We start from the raw sequence: 19,873 nt of genomic DNA on the forward strand, positions 1-19,873 counted from the left end.
CGCGGCACTATCCGGATCAGAAAGTCCCCTTCAGGGGATTTAGGGGCAATCATTCAAAAATCAATTAATTGCTGCGCCTGTTGTTGCAGGAGCAGGTTGTAAAGCTCGTTGTGCAGAGCGCCTTCTTTCCAGTAATTTCGGATCTGCGCCAGCTTCACGCGCAACGCCAGTGTATTCGTCCCCAGGTAGCTAAAAATATCATTCAAATGGCTGAGAGCCAGGGCGCCACCCTGGTGATTGGCGGATAGGCCGACGAGAGCCACTTTCTTGTTTGATAAACCGCTGGGATAGCTCATCCCGTCGATAAATGCTTTCAGGACGCCGGGGTACGAATTGTTGTATTCCGGAACGATAAACACCATTTTCTTCGCCCGCTCGACCACTTCCTTATACTGGTTGAATTCAGGATTTTTTCCCGTATTTTCGTACAAAGCCGTCGTCATAAAATCGGGGGGAAGTCCGCTTAAATCCAGAATATCACTCGGTTTACCCAGTTGCTGCAAAATGAGGTGGTAATAATCGGCAATATGGCGCGACATGGAGTCTTTCCGATTGGTTCCGACGATGATGACGATGGGATTTTCACGTACCGGTTCGGTAGGATTTGTATTCATATCCTTGTTTTCGTTCTGCTGAATAGACACTCAGTTGCAGCAATAACAACCCGTTCGGGTTTTAGTTCAAGTACAGAAATGACTCACCAGGACGTTAAGGATGAGCTATTGGCTCTGGCGGTTCCCGAAAAAGCCGTCTTTTTCAAACGATTTTTTAAAACCGGGCCGGGTCAGTACGGCGAAGGCGATGAATTTCTGGGCGTGACGGTTCCGCAACAACGCATCATCGCCCAAACTTACCGGCTGCTGCCGCCGGAGGAGACGGAAAAACTCGTGCGGGATCCGTTTCACGAATGCCGTCTGACGGGTCTGATCATCTGGACCAACCAGGCCAAACGGCCCGGGGAAGAAAACCGGCGACTGATTTTCGACTACTACCTCCGAAATAAAAACGTTGTCAACAACTGGGACCTGGTGGATACGAGCTGCCCCGGAATCGTTGGCAACTACCTGCTGAACAAAGACCGCAGCGTTTTATACGAACTGGCTCGGGAAAACCACCTGTGGTCGCAGCGGATCGCGATGGTGTCTACGCTGGCTTTTATTCGTAAAAACCAGTTTCAGGACACTTTTCAGATTGCCGAACTGTTGCTCAGTCACCGGCACGACCTCATTCACAAAGCCGTTGGCTGGATGCTGCGGGAAGTAGGAAAGAAAAATCCGGACGCGCTCGAAGAGTTCCTGCACGACCATGCGGGGCGGTTTCCGCGGACGGCTTTGCGGTATGCCATCGAGCGGTTTGACCCCGCCCGGCGAAAGTACTACCTTGATCTATGAGCAGCCCTGCCGTTTTCTTACTATCTTTGCCCCCTGCCTGAAAAGCAAAGTTATTGATTGCGAACTGTTAACTGGAGACTGACCCCCTATGTCGTGGTTTATCCGTAAAGAAAAAGGTATCAACACGCCAACCGAAGAGAAGCGCGAAGCGCCGGATGGCTTGTGGTACCAATGCCCGAATTGCAAGAAAATTATGCATTCGCGGGAACATAAGCTGAATGCCTATACCTGCGTACACTGCAACTACCACGAGAAAATCGGTTCGGATGCCTATTTCTCCATCCTGTTCGATGACGGTGTGTTCACGGAACTGGATGCGAACATGACCTCGGGTGATCCGCTGAAGTTTGTCGACACGAAGCCGTATCCGGAACGCGTGAAAGCGACCATCAACAAAACGCAGCTAAAAGATGCCGTTCGGTCGGCCTACGGGCAGATGAACGAACTGGAGGTTACGGTGGCCTGTATGGACTTTAATTTCATCGGTGGTTCGATGGGATCGGTGGTGGGCGAAAAAATTGCCCGGGCCATCGACCATTCGATCAAAACCCGGACACCGTTCGTAATGATTTCGAAATCGGGCGGGGCGCGGATGATGGAAGCCGGTTATTCGCTGATGCAAATGGCCAAAACCTCGGCCAAACTGGCGCTGTTGTCGAACGAGAAAATACCGTACGTTTCCCTGCTGACCGACCCAACCACCGGCGGTGTGACGGCGTCCTTTGCAATGCTGGGCGATTTCAACATTGCCGAACCGGGAGCACTGATCGGTTTTGCCGGGCCACGCGTCATTCGCGAAACCATTGGAAAAAACCTGCCCGAAGGGTTCCAGAGTGCCGAGTTCGTGCTGGAACACGGTTTTCTGGATTTCATCGTCGATCGGAAAGATCTGAAAGACAAGCTGACCGGGTTGTTTAAAATGTTGCAGTAGCTCTTCGGTATGCCTACTGTTTAGATTCAGGATGGTGTTCGGTTTTTCTTTTTCAGCAACGAACATGAGCCTTTACACGTTCATGTTGAAAAGGGAGACTCGGCAGCAAAATTTAATTTGATTCCGGTCTCTCTTGTGAAGAATGAGGGGATGAAAAATAAAGATTTAAAAAGAGCCGAAGCGATCATTGCTGAACGACAACAGGAATTCATTGCAAAGTGGAAAAGCTATTTTAGTTGAAGCTCGTATGGATACCGCAACCTTATTAAGGAGTCTGAAAGTAAATTCTGTCTGGTTCGATAGCGAAAAGGTCTATTTTGACCTTACGGACGGAAAAACGATTGGAAGTCCGCTTAGCTGGTTTCCCAGACTCAAAAAAGCCAGCGATAGCCAACGGCAAAACTGGCGTCTGATTGCAGGCGGTTATGGCGTTCACTGGGAGGAAATTGACGAAGATTTATCGGCGGAAGGAATGTTGCTCTACAATCTTCAACCAACATTCTAAGTACATGCGCCTAGTCTCCCATCCCGTTCTCTGCAATTACTACATCACCTATCGCTGCAACGCGACCTGTAGTTTCTGCGACATTTGGGAGCGTCCCTCGCCCTACGTGACGCAGGAGAACGTGCGCGACAACCTGCGGGATTTGAAACGGCTGGGCGTCCGGGTGATCGATTTTACGGGGGGCGAACCCCTGCTGCACCGCCAACTGAACGACCTGCTCCGCGAAGCCAAAAACCTGGGGCTCATTACAACCATTACGACCAACGGGCTGCTCTACCCCAAATATGCCGAACGGCTGCACGGGCTGGTCGATATGCTGCATTTTTCGCTGGATTCGCCGATTGCGGAAGAACACGACAAATCGCGGGGCGTCAAGTGTTTCGACAAAGTGATGGAATCCATCGCCATTGCAAAACAATTGGGCGAACGGCCGGATATTCTGTTTACGGTTTTTGAACACAACGTTCACCAGATCAAGCAGCTACACGAAGAAATTTGTCTCCCCAATGATCTGGTGCTAATTCTGAACCCGGTTTTTGAATACAACGACGTTGAAACCGGGGGCGGTTTTTCGGAGAAAACCTTGCAGGAAATGACGTGGTGGGGCAAGCAGAAAAATGTGTACCTCAACGATGCCTTCATTCAACTCCGGCGCGATGGCGGCAACCATGTCGACGATCCGATTTGTCTGGCAGGCAGCACCACCCTGGTGATCTCCCCCGAAAACAAATTGGTTCTACCTTGCTACCACCTCGGCCTGAAAGACCTGCCCATCGACGGCAAGCTGTATGATCTCTATCGCTCTGATGAAGTGCAGAAACTGATTGCACTGGAAGGTCGGCTGCCGGGTTGTGAAGGCTGCGCCATCAATTGCTACATGCAACCTTCCTTTGCCGTTGAAATGAACCGGTACTGGTGGAAAGCCCTCCCCAGCACCTTGAAATACAACCGCATCAAGGGCACCTGGAAGCAGTTGTTCTGAGGTCATAGAGTCGACTTGAAGGGTCACTGAAGTCTTGCGCCTTACTCAGATTCAGGCCTTGCCGATTGGATGGGTAAGTGAATCTCTACCTTCGTACCGGTTGGCTTCTGTTCGGCGTCCACCTTATCCAGAATGACGACCTGGCTTGGTTGGCCGGTTTGCTGGCGAATGAGCTGCAACCGTTCTTCGGTTACCTTTAGTCCCACACTCGTATGCGAGGAAACGGTTTTGCTCTTTAGTTCAGCTGACTTCTGACGGCCCACTCCATCATCTTCGATGCTGCAATCCAGTCCATGCTGGTTGGGCTGGATGCAAACGGTGATGTTGCCCCGGCTTTTCTTATAGGCAATGCCGTGCAGAATAGCATTCTCGATGTAGGGCTGGATAATCATAGGCGGAATCGACACCGCATCTTGAAACAGGGCAGGGTCAGTCCTAATCGAAAAGTCAAATTTATTACTGAAGCGGAGCTGCTCTAATTCTAAATACAACTGCAACTGTTCGAGCTCACTGGCTAAGGTCACCCACTCCTGCCGGGAATTCTCCAGAATGAGTCGCATGAGCCGGGAGAACTTCACCAAAAACTTATCAGCGTTGTCGCTGTCATTTTGGAGAACAAATAACCGAATAGCGTTCAGTGAGTTATAAAAAAAATGTGGGTTCATTTGTGACCGCAACGCCTTTATCTGAACAGCCGAAATCTGCTGCTGTAATTTTTCGGCCACCAACTCCGCTTCGATCTGTTCACGTTGGTGCCGCTCGCGTTCGCGGGCAAGTTCCTGTTCAACAATGGCACTCTTGATGGCCCCCTGTCGCTGGCTATAGCCCAACAATAAGGTAAAGCAGGTTAATTCCCCCATAATACCAAATTCCAGATAGGTTAGCGGAGCGAACAAAAACGAGTTGGGATTTATTGTATAAACCTGCCCCGTTGACATGATCATGGACGCAACAGCGCCTGCCAGCAACAGACCGGAACCCAAGGCCAGGTAGCGCGGTACAACGCCCTTCAACCGACTGATTTGCGGAATGGCGTAAGTAGCCAATCCAATGATAATCAGACGTATAACAGCATGAGCACTGGTATAGAGCGGTTCGTTCCAATGGGCAAAACACACCACGCCAATCAGCACAACGTAGCCCAGAATTAGGAATCGGGTCCAGTCAAACAGCCACAGCAAGCGTGGAATAGTCCGGCGGAGTTGAAGCAAAGAATCAATAAAACTGAAATACACCACATACGCCAGCATAGGGACCGTGGCACGAACAAAATTTTGGGCATTTGTCGAAAGGGACGCGTTTAAACCGTCTACCCGCAGGCTGAAATAAACCAGCCAGGCCAGCATGTATAAGGCATAAAAACCGTAGATACGCTCCCGGTAGATATTCCACTGCACCAGGTTTAGCAGCAGTATCGAACTGACCATACCCGTAAACAGCAGGTTCCAGGTAGTGAAATGCATGAAGTGAGAATAAGTAAAGCTACGGATCAAAATAAAGTGTAATATAGAGCCTACCTACTCAAAAGTGCAATTTTCCTGCGGTTGCTGGACAAACTCTTTACCGGACGACTCGTATTTCATCCGGGACAGGACCGTTATTGCTTGATTACTTTGTTCGTATACACCCGCCCACGCACCAACGTCCGGATCAAATACAATCCCGGAGCCAGTTGCTCGTTGCCGATGGCCTGCTGGTGTTCAGAAACCTTCTTATTTTCAGCGATCTCCTGAATAATTCTCCCCTGACTGTCCAGCAATTGAAACGTTGCGGTGGTCGGTTTATGGTTTTTCAGGATAATCTGAAAACGGCTTTGCGAGGGATTTGGGTAAACCACAATGGATAAATCCCGGTCGTTGATGCGGTTTTCCAAAGCCGTCAGTAAACCACGCTCCAGAACCGGTTCGTAGGCTGGAATGGCACCGGGATTGCCGCCGGATTGGTCGATTACCCGCGTTACCAGATCGAAGAGTGTTGAGCTGATCCGCTGGCCGTTTCGCCACTCTTCGGCCACAACGGCAAAGTCGTAAGTCCCAACCTGCGCGGGTGCATCCCAGGTCACCTGCCCGGTTTTTACATCAACTTTAAAGGTTCCTTTTCGGGTTATATCGTTGGGAAAGCTGTAGTCGGGAAGCGCCTGACTGCTTTTGCCACAATCGCCGTTCCGAACCCGAATCAAATGATGCACAACACTGTCTCCATCGGCGTCTTTTGCCTGAAAATTGTACACGGCTTTTTGGTTGACCGGAACCGTCAGACTACTGAGGGCTGGTCCCTGAAAAACCGGAAGGTTATTAACGACCGCTGCCGAAAACGTAGTTTCCAGATAAAGTGGTACAGTGAGCGCATTGGGCAGATTGCTGAGTTCAGAACGACTGCGAAGTTGTGTGGAAACCGTATACATTCCCGAGCCCGTTCCGCTGTACGTATGCGTAACTTTATAGACATTTAAGCTAATCCCGTTTTCAAGCCGTGTTCTGGAATACCGCGGAATTTCTAAATTGCCGGAACCGTCGCCGGTACAAAACAAAATCAGGTCACTTTGATCAACAGCTGTTTTGCCGTAAACTTCATCCATGTACACCTGAACCGAAAACTCGAAGGTAAGCGAAGCCGAAACCCGTTTAACCTGAATATAGCCCCCGATCAGGTGGGTACCGAACACGGGAAATGCGCTCAAAAACAGCAAAAGAGTAGTGATCTTTTTCATACAGGAGGGGATAAGGAAGGATAGGGTAATACCAGCAATGGAATCATTTATTTTGAAACGGAGAACGCAATTTCGTAGTATTACAACCGGCAACTATTGACGACCTTTTACGATTGATACAGAATGCTTTACACGCCCGGGCAAATCGCCGGTTTTTCAACTCATCCGTTTCAGCATTTGCTGACGAACCTGGACGATCATGTGCTGACTCTGACGCTCAACCGCCCTGAGAAGAAAAATGCGTTGAACCCGACGCTGTTGAACGAGCTGGCCTTTGCGCTGGCCTACGCGCACTTCGAAAACGACGTCTGGCTGGTGGTGTTGGCGGCTACGGGCGATGTGTTCTGCGCCGGTATGGATCTGAAAAGCCTGTCGTCCAGCGAGCCAAATGCGCAAACCGTTCCTCCACCCTCCGGCCCGGTGCGGCTGGGTGAGTTGCTGGCGGGTCTGCATAAACCGTGTATTGCCAAAGTGCAGGGAGCCGTGTATGCCGGCGGTTTTCTACTGGTGGGCGGCTGTACGCACGTTGTGGCCGCCGATACCGCTACGTTCAGTTTACCGGAAGTAAAACGCGGGCTGTTTCCGTTTCAGGTCATGGCAGTTCTGCTAGACATCATGCCCGCCCGAACGGCGTTGGATCTGTGCCTCCGCGCCCGGACGCTGTCGGCAGCCGACGCCCGGGAAGTGGGTTTAGTTACGGAAGTGGTGTCGGTAAATGCGTTGAATCGGGCTGTTCAGGGGTTAGTCGATGAGCTAAAGCAGTATTCGCCGACCGCCATGCAGTTTGGCTTACGAGCCTTCCAGCAATTAAAAAACCTGTCTGCGGATCAGCAACAGGCCTTTTTGCAGGAACAGTTCCAGCAGATTCAACAAACCGCCGACGCGAAAGAAGGGATGGTGGCTTTTTTGGAGAAGCGATTGCCGAAGTGGGGGAAAGAAAAATAATTTTAAATGTAAAATGATAAATATTAAATACCAAAGTGTTTCAGAAGCGCCTAACCACTTTTGCATTTAGCATTACGCATTTATTATTTATCATTCTCTTTACAAATCCGGACAGCCTTCCCGTCGTCGGGTATCGATGATGGACTGAATTTTCCAGCTACCGTTCAGTTTTACCAGCGTGAAAACATTGACCCCACAATGGCTTTTCTGGCCGTTGAAGTAAAAAACGTACGGCGTCCAGGCGATGGCCAGTTCGGCGTCGATCTTGACGTCATAGGCCGAAAGCCGTTCGTCGAGTGCCCCCGGTTTCTGTTTGCCAACCGACGTAACGAAGTTGGGAATCGATTCACTCCGCACACTGATCACGCCCTCTTTGTTTTTCGCAATACTCTGGAGCGATGCCGTGGGGGCAAAAACCGCTTTGAAGAGCGTCGTGTCGGCCTTCCGCATACCGTCGAACAGTTGCGTGATGGCAGCACGTATACCCTTTTCGTCGTCAGACTGCGCAAAAGCGGAGGCTGAAAACAAACCAAGAAGAAGGAGAAGACTTGTTTTCATAGGTTGATGAAGTTAAAGGGCATAACTAAATAGCATTACCCTGTCAGGGCCTCTGGCCGCTGACAGGATAAATAATCTAAATATACTGATTCAGAATCATTTCATAGAACTCCTGCTTGCCGCTGGTCTGCTTCGGTTCGCCGTTGGCCAGGGCGAATTCGCGCAAATCTTCGAGCGTCAGTTCGCCTTTTTCGAAACGGGCTCCTTCGCCACTGTCATAACTGGCGTAACGGTCGGCGCGGAGTTTTTTGTATGGCGATTTGCTCAGGATGGTTTCAGCCACAATAGCGGCCCGCGCAAACGCATCCATCCCGCCAATGTGCGCAATGAAAATATCGTCCAGATCGGTGGAGTTCCGGCGGGTTTTGGCGTCGAAGTTCACCCCGCCCGATTTCAAACCACCCGCTTCCAGAATCACCAGCATGGCTTCTGTCAGTTCATACAGATCCATCGGAAACTGGTCGGTATCCCAGCCATTCTGGTAGTCTCCCCGGTTGGCGTCGATACTGCCGAGCATGTTGTTGTCGGCGGCCACCTGCAACTCGTGCGCGAAGGTATGGCTGGCAAGGGTTGCGTGGTTGGTTTCGACGTTCAGTTCAAAATCATCCTGCAAACCGTATTTATTCAGGAAACCAGCCACGGTAGCGGCATCGAAGTCGTACTGGTGTTTGCTGGGTTCCATCGGTTTGGGTTCGATGTAGAACGCTCCTTTGAACCCCTGTTTGCGGGCATAATCGCGGGCCATTGTCAGGAAGCGGGCGAGGTGTTCCTGCTCCCGTTTCATGTTGGTATTCAGCAATGACATGTAGCCTTCACGACCTCCCCAGAACGTATAGCCCGAACCTCCCAATTCAATCGTGGCATCGATGGCATTCTTAACCTGCCAGCCACCGTGGGCCAGTACGTGAAAATCAGGGTTGGTCGATGCGCCATTCATGTAGCGGCTGTGCGAGAACAGGTTGGCCGTTCCCCACAGCAACTGAACACCACTGGCCTGTTGTTTCTGTTTCGCGTAATCGACAATCTTCCGGAAGTTGCTTTCAAATTCGGCATTGGAACTGCCTTCCGGTGCCACATCCGTATCGTGAAAGCAATAGTATTCCATCCCCATTTTCGTGATGAACTCAAAAGCAGCATCCATCTTGTCAAAAGCAGCTCCCAGCGGATCGGCATTCGTACTCCAGGGAAACTGCTTGACGCCCGGCCCGAAGGGATCGGCACCCGTGCCACAGAACGTATGCCAGTAGGCAACCGCAAACCGGAACAGTTCATTCATTGGTTTGCCCAGAATCGTGCGGTTTTGGTCGTACCATTTAAACGCCAGGGGATTATCCGATTCGCGGCCTTCGTACGGAATAGGTTCCTTTACGAACGGAAAATACGTTTTGTCGCCCAGGGTAAGATTCAGTTTTGACATGGCTATTTACGATTTAAACGAATACTACTCTACTCCGAAAAAGATACTACGTAGTGAAAGGACGTAGCAGGCAAAATATCCTCTCCGGAATGATCTATGAGTCATAAAAAAGCCGGAAGTTGGAGACAACTTCCGGCCCATGCACCCACGGATCTGAGTCCGAAGGTAATTACAAGGTGCTAAAATCAAATCCTTCCAAAAACGAGGTTGTAAACTGGCCCGACTGGAACTTGGGGTCGTCCATGAGCTTAATGTGGAATGGAATAGTGGTTTTGATGCCTTCGATTACCACTTCCTGCAACGCCCGCTTCATTCGGGTGATGACCTCCTCGCGCGATTGGCCCGACACGATCAGCTTGGCAATCATCGAGTCGTAGTTCGGCGGAATGGTGTAGCCACTGTAGACATGGCTGTCGATCCGAATTCCGTGTCCGCCCGGAAAGTGCAGGTTCGTGATTTTGCCCGGTGAAGGCCGAAAACCGTTGGCGGGGTCTTCCGCGTTGATGCGGCATTCCATCGCGTAAATTTTCGGGGTATAGTTTTTTCCGGAAATCGGCGTTCCGGCAGCGACTTTAATTTGCTCTTTAATCAGGTCAAAATCAGTCACTTCTTCCGTTATGGGGTGTTCCACCTGAATCCGGGTGTTCATCTCCATAAAGTAGAAATCGCCGTGTTTGTCCACCAGAAACTCAACGGTTCCGGCACCTTCATACCCGATGGCCGACGCGCCTTTGATGGCGGCTTCCCCCATCCGTTCCCGCAGTTCGGAACTGACCACCGGCGAAGGCGTTTCTTCGACCAGTTTCTGGTGCCGACGCTGAATGGAACAATCCCGCTCCGAGAGGTGGCAGACTTTGCCGTACTGATCTCCAACGATCTGGATTTCAATGTGGCGGGGTTCTTCCACAAATTTCTCCAGATACAGGCCGTCGTTGCCAAAGGCCGCACCGGATTCCATCTTGGCGTCGAGCCAGGCTTTTTCAAAGTCCAGCTCGCTTTTGATGATCCGCATTCCGCGACCACCGCCCCCGGCGGTTGCCTTCACAATGACCGGATAGCCGATTTCAACCGCCAGCCGCTTGCCTTCTTCCACCGACTCCAGCAGCCCTTCCGACCCCGGAATAACCGGCACACCGGCGGCTCTCATGGTGGCTTTGGCCGTCGCCTTATCGCCCATCGCGTTGATTTGCTCGGCCGTCGCTCCAATGAACTTGATGCCGTAATCCGCGCAGATTTGCGAAAATTCCGCGTTTTCAGACAGAAAACCGTAGCCCGGATGAATGGCATCGGCACTGGTTACTTCGGCGGCAGAAATAATACTGGGAATATTCAGATAGGATTGGCGGCTCGGCGGAGGGCCGATGCAAACGGCCTCGTCGGCAAACCGCACATGGAGGCTATCGCGGTCGGCGGTTGAATAAACTGCCACCGTCTTGATGCCCATCTCGCGGCACGTCCGGATGATCCGCAACGCAATTTCGCCCCGATTGGCGATTAGGATTTTCTTGAACATATATTTTTGAATGAGTGAATGAGCGAATGAGTGAATGAGTGAATAGCTTCGCCAATTACCTGCATTCTGCGAAGCTATTCACTCATTCACTCATTCGCTCATTCACTCATTGATTAAATAGGTTCGACTAGGAACAACGGTTGATCGTATTCGACCGGCGTAGCGTTTTCGACCAGGACTTTGACAATCCGGCCCGCCACTTCGGACTCGATTTCGTTGAAGAGTTTCATGGCTTCGATGATGCAAACCGTTTTCCCCGGTTTTACCTCATCGCCTATTTCCACAAACGACTCAGCATCAGGCCCCGCCGACCGGTAAAAAGTTCCGATCATGGGCGATTTGATGGTCAGGTAGTTGGCTGTTTCTGCTTTGGGAGCCGGAGCGGGCGCAGGGGTTGAAACCGCCTGTGGAGCAGCCGGAGCCGGTTGTTGCGCAACCGGTTGCGCAACCGGCTGAGCCGAAGAAACCGGGGTCTGACCGTAGCGTTTTACGTTCAGTTTCAGCTCATTGGTTTCAATACTGACCTCATCCAGTCCCGACTGGGCGATGAAATCAATAAGGTTCTGAATGTCTTTCGTGTCCATGTTTTTCTAAATGATGAACGCTGAATGATGAGCGATGAATGAAAAGACTGGAAACCATTCATCGTTCATCGTTCATCATTCATCATTCCTTTTATTTTACTCGTTCAACGTAATCGTAGGTTCGGGTATCGACCCGGATTTTATCGCCCTGTTCAATAAACAGCGGCACCATGATGGTGGCACCGGTAGCCACTTCCACTTTCTTTTTGGGGCTATTGGCCGTATCGCCCCGGATTCCCGGTTCGGCATACGTTACTTCCAGTTCCACAAAGGGCGGCAATTCACAGGTTAAGGGCGTATCGGTTTCTGCATTGATCAGAATTTCAACTTCCTGTCCTTCTTTCATCAAATCAGCTCCATCGACGATTTTATCCGTCAGGTTGATCTGGTCGAAGGTTTCATTGTCCATAAAATTGTAGCCGGCTTCATCTTTGTAAAGAAACTGAAATTTCCGGCGTTCAACCCGAACCGGATAAATCGTCACGCCGGCGTTGAAGGTGTTGTCGAGAACTTTCCCTGACGTCAGGCTCTTCAGTTTCGTACGAACGAAAGCTCCGCCTTTGCCGGGCTTAACATGCTGGAATTCAACAATTTGAAACAGGTCGTGGTTAAAATTAATAACGAGTCCGTTCCGAAGATCTGCAGTCGTTGCCATGATTTTGAACTAGGATTATACTGATTGTACTGATTAATCTGAATAGAAACTACACTTATTTTTGCGACTAATACGACTAAAAGAATCATAGTTAATCAGTATAATCAGTGTAATCCCGCGGGGCCGCCCGTGCGGTTCAGATAATCAAATGGCCCACTTCAGGTAAACCGCTCCCCAGGTGAATCCTCCGCCAAAAGCGGCCAGAATCAAATTATCGCCCTTGTTCAACTGCGATTCGTAGTCGAACAGGCAAAGCGGGATGGTTGCTGCGGTGGTATTGCCGTATTTATGAATATTGAGCATGACCCGATCCATACCCAGGCCCATGCGGTTTGCGGTGGCTTCAATGATGCGTTTGTTCGCCTGGTGCGGTACCAGCCAGGCGACATCGCTGCCTTTCAGGTGGTTCCGTTCCATAATTTCGGCGGAGACGTCGGCCATATTCTTGACCGCAAATTTAAACACCGACGGGCCATCCTGGTAGACGTAGTGCCAGCGTTTGTCGATGGTCTCGTGGGTGGGTGGGTAACGGCTTCCGCCAGCTTTCTGAACCAGATGATTCTGGCCGGAACCGTCGGAGCGAATGATGGAGTCGATGATGCCGTTGTCTTCCGGAGTGGGTTCCAGCAAAACCGCACCGGCACCATCGCCAAACAACACGCAGGTGGTTCGATCGGTATAATCGACGATGGCCGACATTTTATCGGCGCCCACCACAATCACTTTCTTGTATTTTCCGGTTTCAATAAACTGAGAACCAATCGTTAGCGCATACAGAAAACCCGAACAGGCGGCCTGAATGTCGAAGCTCCCGACGGCCCGGATGCCAGTCATATCACAAATCAGGTTGGCCGTCGACGGAAAAACGTAATCCGGTGTGGTGGTGGCACAGATCAGCAGTTCAATGTCTGCCGGTTTTGTACCGGTTTTGGCCAGCAGGCCTTCCACAGCTTTGGCCGCCATGTGCGACGTGCCCAGGCCTTCACCTTTCAAGATATGCCGTTCTTTGATACCGGTGCGGCTGGTGATCCATTCGTCACTGGTATCCACCATTTTCTCCAACTCCGCGTTGGTCAGGATGTAGTCCGGTACATAGCCGTATACGCCCGTAATTGCCGCTTTACTGTTCATACTCGGGGGTGCAATCAATTTTACAGACAAGAGAATAGAGACAGGGAACAAGAGAGTCGATCGGTCGCAAGGGTGCTGATGTCTTTTGTCTCATGGCTTTACTCTTCGGTCTTATTTCAACTTAAAGCCTGTGCGATTTTCGTATAAGCGTTGGATTCTACCTGCTTTTTTGCCAGACTAAGCATATTTTTAATGGCCAACGGCGACGAGATCCCGTGGGCAATAATGACATTGCCATTAACACCCACGATCGGACTACCACCCACCGATTCATAGTTGGTTTTGTCCGTAAACTCGTGGCTCAGGCCCAGTTCTTTGGTCATTTCATAAATCGACTCGCCCATTTTGAACAGGATGTTGCCCGTAAAACCGTCCGTTACGATCACGTCCGCTTTATCGCGGAAAAAATCGCCCCCTTCCATATTACCGACAAAATTGATTTTCCGGCTGTCTTTCAGCAACTGATAGGCGGCCTGGGCAATCAGCGATCCTTTTTGCTCTTCCTCACCGATGTTCATCAATGCCACGCGGGGTTTAGCAATCCCGAACGTGTATTGAGCGTAGATGGAGCCAATTTCGCCAAATTGCAGCAGCATTTCCGGTTTGCAGTCGGCGTTGGCACCAATATCGACAATAACGGCAAAACCGCCACTAAGCTGGGGAACAAAACCGGCAATGGCAGGCCGCATGACCCCTTCGATTGCCTTGATGCTGAACAGGGCTCCCACGTGCATGGCACCGGTATTGCCCGCACTGCAAAAGGCGTCGACCAACTTGTCACGTAAAAGTTTAAACCCAACTCCGATGCTGGAATTGGGTTTTTGCGAGAGTGCCTTGGTGGGGTGCTCTCCCATTTCAACCACATCTTCTGCATGGACAATTTCCACGCTGGAACCTGCGTAATTATATTTTCGAAGAAGGTCTTCAATTACCCGTTGCTTGCCCACCAATACGATGGTAACGTCACTCGGTAATTCTTTAGCGGCCATCACGACTCCTTCCACAATTGCGTCCGGAGCGAAATCGCCACCCATAGCGTCGACTGCGATTCTCATTGAACCAGGTTTGGGTGCGCTGAATTGGTAAACGAACGTGTAAAAATAGTAGTTGCCCGGCAATAAAAAAGTATTTCACGTTCATCCGGTGCAGATTCCTGTGAAATACTTTTTACCCCCAACCTCGCAAAAGAGGTTTTCGATACGCTGAAAAAAGCCCCTGCGTGGGGTTGGGGGCTGGAATGTCAGGCGGTTGGTGCGTAATTTTCAATCATCACCTTGCCTTTGTAATACAGGTTGCCTTCGAATACGTGCGCTTTGTGACGAATGTGAATCTCGCCCGTCGTCGCATCGAAAGATAGCGCCTTCGGGGTCAGTTTATCGTGCGTTCTACGCTTGTCCCGGCGGGTGGTTGAATGTCTGCGTTTGGGATGTGCCATAATTGTATCGTGTCAATTGTCAGTAAGTCTTGCCATTCTCCCACCGCCGGAACGGTTGCTGGAGGGATAACAAATTGTATTAATTATTATTCAGTTTTCGCAATGCTTCCCAACGGGGGTCAACGGGCGGCTCAGGGGTTTCGTCATCAGGCCCCGGAGCGTCCGACCGGTACACCACCTTGCCTTCCTGTTCCTCATCCTCGTCGTTTTCTTCCTCTCGGAACCGGGGATGGAGTTTTTTCATCGGCAACGACAGAACGATAAAATCGAAAAGGTAACGCGCAATATTAATTTGCTGCGTCTCCCACAGAATCAGTTCGATTTCGTCGGTCAGTTCCTCCACGCGATCCGAAAATTTCAGAAACAGTTGTTCCTCAATAGCAATCGGCTCGTCGAACGGATCCAGGCTGCGGTCACAGATGAGGCCCACCGTTCCCTGGATATGGAAATTCAAGTGAATCATCGACGACGACTTGGTTAAAACCAGATGCGTCTTGAATGACCCGCTCTGAATCAGTTCCTGATCCATGGCCTCGAAAAACGCATCGCCGGATTCAAAGTCAAACTCGTACGATTTGTCTTCAAGACTGCTAATGGGGATGGTGTATTTTTGCAACTCCTTCACTATCGTCTCAAAATAGTCCGCAAAGTTACGAACTATTTCTGAATCCTAAAAGACTAACTGTCAATTTACAGTCTCTTTGTTGAGACGGGTGGGGCCGGCCGGTGGTAGAGAACGTAACTTTTCATCGAAACCGCAACGGGTTGGTAGCCGGCAGCGGTCAATTGCGGATGCTGGGCATCCCGGCACGTGGGGTCGGCCAGGAAATAGACCGGCTTTTTCGCCAGCGTCGTCATTTCAAGGCGGTGGTAGCGTTGCAGATACGAATGGAGCAAGACACTGGCCATCATTTCCGGGCAAACCCCCAGCCTGGTGTTCGACGGAACGACCGATCCGATGGTGTGAACATCGGCCAGAATGGCCCGGTGGCTGTGGTAGGGCGTTCCGGCAATGCTGATTCCGTAGACTCCGGAACCGAGGCACGCCATCCAGCCCAGCGCCAGGAAGATCCGCAAACTGGTTTTCGGCAACCGAAACGTGAGTTTTACCAGTTGTGGCCCTATCCAGGCCCCCAGGCCCAGTGCCATATACGGAAGTGCGGGAACGATGTAATATTCGATCTGTTTGGTGGTAGCCATAATGGGTAGCGTAGAAGCCAGCCCCAGAGCTATATAAAACCGGATCATTCCCGAAAGCGGACGAATCGCTTCCCTTGATTTCAACCAGAACCGGTTCAGGAGCCACAAAACCGCCAGAAGCACCAGCGCGGGGGCCAAGTTAGTCAGCAACACTTTCACAATGAAGGTTCGGCCCAGCGAGCCTGAAGTATCACCGTAGACCTCGCGTTTTCCGTTCAGGGCCGCCCACACCTGCTGGTTAAAGTAGGTATGCAGGAAAATCCGGGCCGGTTCATACAGCAACAGGAGCGACAGCAGCAGCGCAAACCCACCAATCAGCAAAAACGTCCAGCGGGTCGCCTTTCCGAGTTCCGGGGTTGGGAAGCAAAACAATCCGTATAGCCCCGGAACCGCCAGCACATGCAGACTCACCGGGCCTTTGGTCAAAAAGGCGGCCAGCAAGGCCAAAACCGCCAGCGTAGCCATTGGAAACCATCTTTTGGGATTTTGCCAGCCTTCAATCGTATATTTGACGGTCAGCAGACAGAACAGGCTCATCGTTACGTCCAGGTAATTTTGCGCATAGGTCCACTCTGTAAGCGGAAACGTAAACAGCAGAAAAACCGGTAACCATTCCCAGCGGTACATCGGATGGTCGGTCGGAACGAGTTGCCGCCATAACTGAACCATCAGGAAAAGGATCAAAAGAAGCATCACCAGACAATAGACGCGTTCGGTGACGTACGTGTCGCCGAGGAGCCTGAAAAACCAGGACTGGATGTAAAACAACAGGGGAGGATGTTCGTAAAATGTTTCGGTCTGGTTGAACGGCAGCCAGAACGAGCTGGCAAAAACCGGCGACCAGAATGACCCTTTTCCGATGGCCATATTGCGGGAAAGGGCCGCGTAGGTGAGACCATCGGCCCACATGCCTTCGCGCAGCAAACGTCGAAAAACAATGAAAGCGCCCCAGGCAACCGTAAAGAGCCAGCCAATCCGGCGATAGGCGACTGCCGTGGGCAGCACTGAAAAAAAACCAGGCAATGAAACAGAACGCATATAACGCCGAGTGTAAAAACGCATCAAGATACTTTCTAATTCATTTTTTTTCACACCCTTCCCGTATTTCTGCCCGTTAAAAACGCCATTTATGGAAATTATAGCCAGAAACCGTTCTTTTTTCATCATCTATCTCCTTTTCCTGGTAACGGTCGGTGTGTTGATGCTGCTTTACACCAAGGCTGAACTCATGCAGTGGGTGAACGGCCACCACGCCCCCCTGGCCGATCTCTTTTTTCAGAACGTTACGTATCTGGGCGATGGGGCTTTCGCCGTTCTGGTCATCATCATTCTCTTGTTCCGGTCGCTCCGGTTTGCCCTCATGGGTGTGGCTTCGTTTCTGCTATCGACTCTGATTACCCGCGTACTGAAGCAATTTGTTTTCTCGGATTCGTTGCGCCCGTTGAAATATTTCGAACATTCGCCCTGGCAATACCGGATTATCGACGGCCTGGACATCCACAGTTACAACAGTTTTCCGTCGGGCCACTCCACTACAGCATTTGCGGTTTTTTGCCTTCTGGCCCTGCTCGACGATCGCAAAAGCCGGGGCTGGTTTTTTGCGCTTATGGCCGGTATTACAGCGTATTCGCGGGTGTATCTCTTTCAGCACTTTGTGGAGGATGTATACGTCGGCTCACTGATCGGAACGGTTTCTTCCCTGCTCGTTTTCTGGCTCCTGAGCCGCCACTGGGATCAAAACCCGAAAACCTGGCACGATCGTCGGTTACGGCTCTAATACCCAAATTTGCGCATACAAAAATAATCCTGAAATAATCACATCGAATCGGTAAATAGTTCGATCGCTCACCTTTTACGTATATACCTGCCTGCCCGGGTATTTGATATGCCCTGTACGTCCAGCTTTTCAATTTGGCAAAATAGTCTATTTCCCAAAAAATAGGTTGCCTAAATGGGTTTATATCAATAATTATTTGGTATTTATCAAAAATTCAGTTTAAAAATATTCTCAGTTATCAACAATACGTATCTCTTTTCGTAATTTCAGCTTGAAATCCAAGGTTCTCCATTATTATGCTTCAAACGCCATCCATTGCTGATCCAACCACTACAGCCTTAGGTCGGGGTATTCAGCACATTGGTTTCGGCAAATTGGGCCGTCGACCCTTACCGCCTGCTTTGATGGAAGAATGCCGACAGGTGTTGGTGTCGGGCCACGCCGATCCGTTGCAAAAGGGCGCTTTTCTGGGGGCTCTGCTGGCGAAAGGACCGATGCCGGAAGAACGGTCACTGGAGCAGATTTTCGGGAAAGGGGCTTTTTTGAATCCGACCTTCTTTATCAATAAAGTATGTCCTGATTTGCCCACAAACCTCTTTCCCATTGCCACCAAACTCCTGAAAGGCCATATTCTCCGCGCCAGCGAAGCCCATCAGCTGGGAAACTTTCTGTTTTTGGACGACGACTGCGAAACGTTCAAAGGCATGGCTACCAACATTTTGCGCATCCGCATCGAATCCAACGACGAATACAAGGGGTTCTATGATGCCGCCATGGAAACCATTACGCCCGGTTTTCGGCAACTGAGCTGTGTCGACCGCCCGCTGGTTCAACTGGCCGAACCGTTCGATGGCGTGGAGCATACGTACCTGATTACTCCGCTGCTGGCCCATTTTTTCGAACAGCGCGGCTACGGCGCGCTGTCGGTCGTTGGCCGAACGCCGGGGCCGAAATATACCCTCAATGCCCTCGATCTGTATCTCTACCTGGGGTGTCAGATGTTGCAGAGCAACCACGAAATCAATACACCACCGGAACCGTTCGGCTGGGTGCTCGATCAGAAAGCGCTCTCGCCTGCCTTGAACCGCTGGGTCGACCGCCGTCGGCTTATGCTCAAACGACCCTTTCTAGCGACGCTCGAAAAAATCATGAACCCGTGCAGCGCCCGGATTCTGGTGACGCCGGTTTTTCAGGTCCCCTTCCAGATGAAAATGGCCGAACTGGCACTCATGGCCGGTTTCGATGCCGTCATTGTGATGAAACGCGGGTTGGAAGGCAGTCTTTCACCCTCGACCAGCCGGAGCAGCGGAATTCTGTGCGCCGTCCGGACGGCCCGCGGTCACTTGTTTTACCAACATTTCGACGCCGACTTGCCCGCCTTTGCCGAATACCGCACAGCCAGTGACGAAATCGTGATGAACCTACAGGTTAACGACAACGCCCGACTCATCCGCGATTTCATGAATGAAGGCGAAACCGACAACGACGACTTCGACAACCGCGTCCGCTTTACCCAGGCGCTGCTGAGCCGGGGCATGGACTGGATCGAAGGGCAACTGGATGGGCGGACTATGAAAGACGTTCGATTGAGCTAATCAGGCCGATTTGGGCCGAAACACCTTCATAACGTCCGGGTTGGTCGTCAGAAACGGGCCGCCAATCAGGTCGATGCAATACGGAATGGCCGGAAAAACCACCGACAGACATTGCTCGATAGCCGTCGGTTTTCCGGGCAAATTCAGCATCAGCGTCTGGTTGCGAATCCCGGCGGTCTGGCGCGACAGAATGGCCGTCGGCACGTATTTCAGACTTTCCTGCCGCATCAGCTCACCAAATCCCGGTAGCATTTTTTGACAAACCGCTTCGGTGGCTTCCGGTGTCACGTCGCGCAGGGCCGGGCCGGTGCCGCCCGTGGTCACCACCAGACAGCAGCCTTCCACATCGGCGAGTTCGATCATCGTGGCTTCCAGTTGGGGTTGCTCATCGGGAATGACCCGATACACCGGCTCCCAGTCACAACTCAGGTATTTTGTCAACAGACTCACCACGGCTTTGCCGGGAATGTCTTCGTAAATGCCCGCGCTGGCCCGGTCAGACACATTGATTACACCGATACGAATTGGAGTTGCCATGAAAAGC

Annotated in this window: 22 protein-coding genes; 8 read left to right on the forward strand and 14 right to left on the reverse strand. The window is 51.1% G+C overall.

The window, feature by feature from the left end; genetic code table 11:
* Window positions 1-53 precede the first annotated feature (53 nt).
* Window positions 54-614 carry an NADPH-dependent FMN reductase gene (locus F0P93_RS15165; RefSeq protein ID WP_150877270.1) on the reverse strand — a complete coding sequence of 187 codons (561 nt, stop codon included), beginning with the start codon at window positions 612-614 and terminating at the stop codon, window positions 54-56.
* A 78-nt stretch (window positions 615-692) separates the two neighbouring features.
* Between F0P93_RS15165 and F0P93_RS15170 the strand changes: the two genes are divergently transcribed.
* The 5 genes from F0P93_RS15170 to F0P93_RS15190 all read left to right on the forward strand — a co-directional run bounded on the left by F0P93_RS15170 (window position 693) and on the right by F0P93_RS15190 (window position 3,809).
* Entirely contained in the window at window positions 693-1,391 is a 699-nt protein-coding gene (locus tag F0P93_RS15170) for a DNA alkylation repair protein (RefSeq protein WP_150877272.1), read from the forward strand.
* Between the two features lie 88 nt (window positions 1,392-1,479).
* The gene (gene accD, locus F0P93_RS15175; RefSeq protein ID WP_150877274.1) at window positions 1,480-2,322 is read left to right on the forward strand and encodes an acetyl-CoA carboxylase, carboxyltransferase subunit beta; all 843 of its coding nucleotides are present in this window, start codon (window positions 1,480-1,482) and stop codon (window positions 2,320-2,322) included.
* 24 nt (window positions 2,323-2,346) lie between these two features.
* Complete coding sequence (locus F0P93_RS15180; protein WP_225309507.1) at window positions 2,347-2,562, forward strand: DUF4160 domain-containing protein; 216 nt, start codon at window positions 2,347-2,349, stop codon at window positions 2,560-2,562.
* Window positions 2,510-2,827: a DUF2442 domain-containing protein gene (locus tag F0P93_RS15185; RefSeq protein ID WP_225309496.1), complete on the forward strand. Its 318-nt coding sequence runs from the start codon at window positions 2,510-2,512 to the stop codon at window positions 2,825-2,827. Before F0P93_RS15180 ends, F0P93_RS15185 begins: the two co-directional genes overlap by 53 nt.
* A 4-nt stretch (window positions 2,828-2,831) precedes the next feature.
* A complete protein-coding gene (locus F0P93_RS15190) occupies window positions 2,832-3,809 on the forward strand; it encodes a radical SAM protein (protein ID WP_150877276.1) in 978 nt (325 codons plus the stop codon).
* Window positions 3,810-3,850: 41 nt separating this feature from the next.
* Here the strand turns inward: F0P93_RS15190 and F0P93_RS15195 are convergent, their stop codons facing one another.
* Window positions 3,851-5,272: a sensor histidine kinase gene (locus tag F0P93_RS15195; RefSeq protein WP_150877278.1), complete on the reverse strand. Its 1,422-nt coding sequence runs from the start codon at window positions 5,270-5,272 to the stop codon at window positions 3,851-3,853.
* A gap of 134 nt (window positions 5,273-5,406) precedes the next feature.
* The gene (locus F0P93_RS15200) at window positions 5,407-6,519 is read right to left on the reverse strand and encodes a T9SS type A sorting domain-containing protein (RefSeq protein WP_150877279.1); all 1,113 of its coding nucleotides are present in this window, start codon (window positions 6,517-6,519) and stop codon (window positions 5,407-5,409) included.
* A gap of 123 nt (window positions 6,520-6,642) precedes the next feature.
* Here F0P93_RS15200 and F0P93_RS15205 point away from each other — a divergent pair, with 123 nt between their 5' ends.
* Window positions 6,643-7,464, forward strand: coding sequence for an enoyl-CoA hydratase-related protein (locus F0P93_RS15205; RefSeq protein WP_150877281.1), 822 nt, complete (start codon window positions 6,643-6,645; stop codon window positions 7,462-7,464).
* Window positions 7,465-7,563: 99 nt separating this feature from the next.
* Here the strand turns inward: F0P93_RS15205 and F0P93_RS15210 are convergent, their stop codons facing one another.
* The 10 genes from F0P93_RS15210 to F0P93_RS15255 all read right to left on the reverse strand — a co-directional run bounded on the left by F0P93_RS15210 (window position 7,564) and on the right by F0P93_RS15255 (window position 16,995).
* Window positions 7,564-8,022 (reverse strand): nuclear transport factor 2 family protein, encoded by a 459-nt coding sequence (locus F0P93_RS15210; protein WP_150877283.1) that lies wholly within the window; start codon window positions 8,020-8,022, stop codon window positions 7,564-7,566.
* A 76-nt stretch (window positions 8,023-8,098) separates the two neighbouring features.
* Window positions 8,099-9,439 (reverse strand): xylose isomerase, encoded by a 1,341-nt coding sequence (gene xylA / locus F0P93_RS15215; protein ID WP_150877285.1) that lies wholly within the window; start codon window positions 9,437-9,439, stop codon window positions 8,099-8,101.
* A 169-nt stretch (window positions 9,440-9,608) separates the two neighbouring features.
* Window positions 9,609-10,952: an acetyl-CoA carboxylase biotin carboxylase subunit gene (accC, locus tag F0P93_RS15220; protein ID WP_150877287.1), complete on the reverse strand. Its 1,344-nt coding sequence runs from the start codon at window positions 10,950-10,952 to the stop codon at window positions 9,609-9,611.
* A 113-nt stretch (window positions 10,953-11,065) separates the two neighbouring features.
* A complete protein-coding gene (gene accB / locus F0P93_RS15225; protein WP_150877289.1) occupies window positions 11,066-11,536 on the reverse strand; it encodes an acetyl-CoA carboxylase biotin carboxyl carrier protein in 471 nt (156 codons plus the stop codon).
* 91 nt (window positions 11,537-11,627) lie between these two features.
* Window positions 11,628-12,191, reverse strand: coding sequence for an elongation factor P (gene efp / locus F0P93_RS15230; protein ID WP_150877291.1), 564 nt, complete (start codon window positions 12,189-12,191; stop codon window positions 11,628-11,630).
* A 144-nt stretch (window positions 12,192-12,335) separates the two neighbouring features.
* Window positions 12,336-13,322, reverse strand: coding sequence for a beta-ketoacyl-ACP synthase III (locus tag F0P93_RS15235; RefSeq protein ID WP_150877293.1), 987 nt, complete (start codon window positions 13,320-13,322; stop codon window positions 12,336-12,338).
* A 116-nt stretch (window positions 13,323-13,438) separates the two neighbouring features.
* Window positions 13,439-14,377, reverse strand: a complete 939-nt coding sequence (gene plsX / locus F0P93_RS15240) for a phosphate acyltransferase PlsX (protein WP_150877295.1) — start codon at window positions 14,375-14,377, stop codon at window positions 13,439-13,441.
* Between the two features lie 185 nt (window positions 14,378-14,562).
* Window positions 14,563-14,757, reverse strand: coding sequence for a 50S ribosomal protein L32 (gene rpmF, locus F0P93_RS15245; protein WP_114407505.1), 195 nt, complete (start codon window positions 14,755-14,757; stop codon window positions 14,563-14,565).
* 79 nt (window positions 14,758-14,836) lie between these two features.
* Complete coding sequence (locus tag F0P93_RS15250; protein ID WP_150877297.1) at window positions 14,837-15,382, reverse strand: YceD family protein; 546 nt, start codon at window positions 15,380-15,382, stop codon at window positions 14,837-14,839.
* A 65-nt stretch (window positions 15,383-15,447) separates the two neighbouring features.
* Window positions 15,448-16,995 carry a glycosyltransferase family 39 protein gene (locus F0P93_RS15255; RefSeq protein WP_191908824.1) on the reverse strand — a complete coding sequence of 516 codons (1,548 nt, stop codon included), beginning with the start codon at window positions 16,993-16,995 and terminating at the stop codon, window positions 15,448-15,450.
* 91 nt (window positions 16,996-17,086) lie between these two features.
* Here F0P93_RS15255 and F0P93_RS15260 point away from each other — a divergent pair, with 91 nt between their 5' ends.
* A complete protein-coding gene (locus F0P93_RS15260; protein ID WP_150877302.1) occupies window positions 17,087-17,734 on the forward strand; it encodes a phosphatase PAP2 family protein in 648 nt (215 codons plus the stop codon).
* 296 nt (window positions 17,735-18,030) lie between these two features.
* On the forward strand, window positions 18,031-19,329 hold the full coding sequence (locus F0P93_RS15265) for an anthranilate phosphoribosyltransferase (RefSeq protein ID WP_150877304.1): 1,299 nt from the start codon (window positions 18,031-18,033) through the stop codon (window positions 19,327-19,329).
* On the opposite strand, the gene mog is transcribed toward F0P93_RS15265, so the two are convergent.
* Complete coding sequence (gene mog, locus F0P93_RS15270) at window positions 19,330-19,866, reverse strand: molybdopterin adenylyltransferase (RefSeq protein WP_150877306.1); 537 nt, start codon at window positions 19,864-19,866, stop codon at window positions 19,330-19,332.
* Window positions 19,867-19,873: the final 7 nt, after the last annotated feature.

This window comes from Larkinella humicola (assembly GCF_008727875.1).
In the GTDB taxonomy this organism is placed as follows: Bacteria; Bacteroidota; Bacteroidia; order Cytophagales; family Spirosomataceae; genus Larkinella; species Larkinella humicola.